Source organism: Gemmatimonas sp., assembly GCF_044345575.1.
In the GTDB taxonomy this organism is placed as follows: Bacteria; Gemmatimonadota; Gemmatimonadetes; order Gemmatimonadales; family Gemmatimonadaceae; genus Gemmatimonas.
The window spans coordinates 1-2,866 of sequence record NZ_JBIJAW010000401.1 but is presented as its reverse complement, the minus strand read 5'-3'; the positions used below and the strand labels follow the sequence as shown (position 1 = coordinate 2,866).

Below are 2,866 nucleotides of genomic sequence, written 5' to 3'. Positions count from 1 at the left end.
GCTTCTTCTTGCCCGACGCATCGGTCACGATGTCGAAGATGGCGTTGGCGCCCCACTCCGGCTTGTCGCCGGCGCGGCACTTGGGCGCGCCACCACCGCCCCACTCGTCGCTGAACAACATCGCGGTGCCATCGTTGTTGAACGTGGCCGAGTGCCAGTAGGCGAAGTTGCTGTCGGCCACGGCATCGAGGCGCGTGGGATTCACCGGATTGCTGATGTCGAGCAACAGACCGTGCCCTTCGCACGCGCCACCGGCGAGCCCGAGGCTCGGGTATACGGTGATGTCGTGGCACTGACGCATTTCGTTGAGCTTCCCGCTCGGATCGGGCATAAGCCCATTCTGCTGCAGGAACATCTTCACCATGTTATCCACGATGGGGCGCGCGGCATTCGAATCGGCAGCCGTGGCGACAGTACCGCCGCGCTGCTTCACGATGTTGGCGATGATCGGCTTCACCATCTCGGCTGGCAATTCCTGAACCACGCCCATGTCGGGAATGAAGGCGAAGAAGGCGCCGCGCTTCTTGAGCTCCTCGAGCTCCACCTTATCGGCGTCCGACGGCCCGTGATTCATCGGGGCGGTGAGCCCCGCAAAGATATTCGCGCGATTCACCACAGCCGCCTTGCTCGGGTCGGCGAGCGGCACCTTGATGATCTCAATGCGCAGGCGATTGGAGTTCGCGTCGCTGCTTGCCGCGTTCGAGCAGTCGGCGAGTTCGCCCTTGGGGCGAATGTCCGACGATCCCGACACGTAGATGTAGATGTTCTCCTTGTCCTTCGGCTCCTCGAGCACCGTGTGCGTATGCGAGCCGCGGCACGTCTGCACGTTGGCGAGCAGCTTCGGCTCCTTGATGTTGCTGATGTCGAAGATGCGCACACCGCGCAGTCGCTCCTTGCTCACCGCCTCACGCACACCGCCCGGCTTGCAGTCGAGGCGGCCGTTCATCGCTTCCGCCGACATGAACATGAGGTTCTTGTAGACGCTCACGTCGTTCTGCGACGCGGGGCATTCGTACGCGACCACGAGCTGCGGGCTGCTCGGGTTGCTGATGTCCCACACCACCGGGCCATTGTAGTTGCCCTGGATGACGTAGTTGCCCGTGAACGCGAGGTCGGAGTTGGTCTCGCCGAGGAAGCCCTTGGGGCTCTGCACCTTGGCCAGCACGCGCAGGTTGGAGGTGTATTCTCCCGCGTCGAAGAGTCCCGCCTTGAGGGCATTGCGGGGGTCCGTGGCGGGAGAGGCCGCCGTTGTGGGCTTCGGCGCACGTGCACAGGCGGCCAGCACCAGCGAGGCGAGGACCAGTCCAGTACGGCGGGAGGATGCTGTGAAGAGCGGAGTCAGCATGGGAGGGACGAGTGGGGACAATGACCGGCTCGGGGCCGAGGGGTGCCGGGAGACGTACGTCCGATTCGTCCCGCACGTTTCACCCGGGACCGTCGACCGCCATGACCGCAGGGGAAACCATCACGGGATCGGACGCTTTTCCTGACGGCGCGCCGAGGAGCTCTCGGGAACACTTCAGCCAGTCGAGACGGAGGTCGCGACAAAGGTCGCGCGGCAGCCCGACTGTCTTCCACGAGGATATTCCCATGCGATACAGCACGATCATGGCGACCGCGTTCGTCGGCCTCGCCACCGTCGCCAGTGCCCAGGACACCACGCAGGCTCCCACACGGCTTCCGTCAGCCAAGGTCACGGCCGAGCTTGGCAAAGTGGTGACGGTGCAGAACGACCGCCGCGAAGCCGTGCGTTTCTTCATCGAAGCGGGGAGCGCGGAGCGTATGCTTGGGCTCGTCCCGCCGAACAGCACGAGTGAACTGCAGCTGCCCGCATGGACGGTGAACGCAAAGCGCTCGATCGTGGTGCTCGCTGTCGCGGAGAAGTCATCGCAGGTGATCGCGCGCTACCAGGTGCCCCTCGTGGCTGGTCAGATGATGGGGTTGCTGGTGCCGCCAATCGAAGGGCTACCGGCCGGCGACAGCATCTTCATTGCGTTACCCAAGGGATTGGGCACCACTGCGACGGTGACGGTGGAGAATGCACGCGCCCACCCGGTCGCGGTGTTTGCCGAACAGGGGCTGCGCTTCGTCCGGCTGGGAGAGATTGCCGCCAACACGCAGGGCACGCTGCCGCTTCCCTCGTCGATGCTCTTGGGTAAGGAGGGGGTGCGCATCTTCGCCCGTCCTGGGGGGGCCGCCGAGCGAAGCACGCAGTCGCTCAAACTCCGGGGAGGGGATCACATCGCGGTGATCGTGATGTAGTGCGGGGAATGCGTCACCTTGTGTGAAGCCCGCGACGGGTTCAGCATTGCGCCATGCCGAAGATATGGACGACGCGAATAAGGCCCCGTGTGCGTTTCGCGCATCTGGGTGCCCTCGTGGCGATGCTGTTGAGCGGGTGCCGGTGGGTGACCACCGGGGAGCCGCGCCCACTTACCCCGAGCGAACGGGGCGCCGTTCAGCGCATCGGGTCATGCAGCGATCGGTGCACCGACTCCGTGGATGTGGTGGCTATGGGCGTCGCGGGATTTCTCGTTGTCCCGTGGCGCGATACCACCCGCCTCGTGCTCACACCACCGATGTTCACCAATCCGTCGGTGCGGTGGCTGACCTTCGGTGATCTCCTGTTCGGGACGCGCCCGGACACGGCGCGCATTACCCGACGGCTCGCGGCCATGCCGGCGGCCAATGCAGCCCGCCTGTCACGGGTGCATGCCGTGCTCGTAGGGCACGGGCACTACGATCATCTCATCGATCTGCCCCCGATGCTGACGGGGATGCCCCACGCCGTGGTGTACGGCAGCAGTACAGTCGCGAACCTGCTGGCGCCGGTGCCTGGGCTGGGGCCCACCCGGCGTGTCGCGAT

2 protein-coding genes and 1 pseudogene are annotated in these 2,866 nt (G+C 65.2%); 2 read left to right on the top strand and 1 reads right to left on the bottom strand.

Annotated features, from left to right (window positions below):
* Window positions 1–1,345: pseudogene (locus tag ACIQ6O_RS15810) on the bottom strand (hypothetical protein); the annotation flags it as partial.
* A gap of 245 nt (window positions 1,346–1,590) precedes the next feature.
* On the opposite strand from ACIQ6O_RS15810, the gene ACIQ6O_RS15805 reads away from it, so the two are divergent.
* Window positions 1,591–2,262 carry a hypothetical protein gene (locus ACIQ6O_RS15805; RefSeq protein WP_396208735.1) on the top strand — a complete coding sequence of 224 codons (672 nt, stop codon included), beginning with the start codon at window positions 1,591–1,593 and terminating at the stop codon, window positions 2,260–2,262.
* A 53-nt stretch (window positions 2,263–2,315) separates the two neighbouring features.
* Window positions 2,316–2,866: MBL fold metallo-hydrolase (locus tag ACIQ6O_RS15800; protein ID WP_396208734.1), on the top strand; the 551-nt coding region annotated here is incomplete at its 3' end.

Coding starts and splice junctions, on each gene's coding strand:
- ACIQ6O_RS15805 (WP_396208735.1), top strand. CDS start 1,591: ATGCGATACAGCACGATCATGGCGACCGCGTTCGTCGGCCTCGCCACC.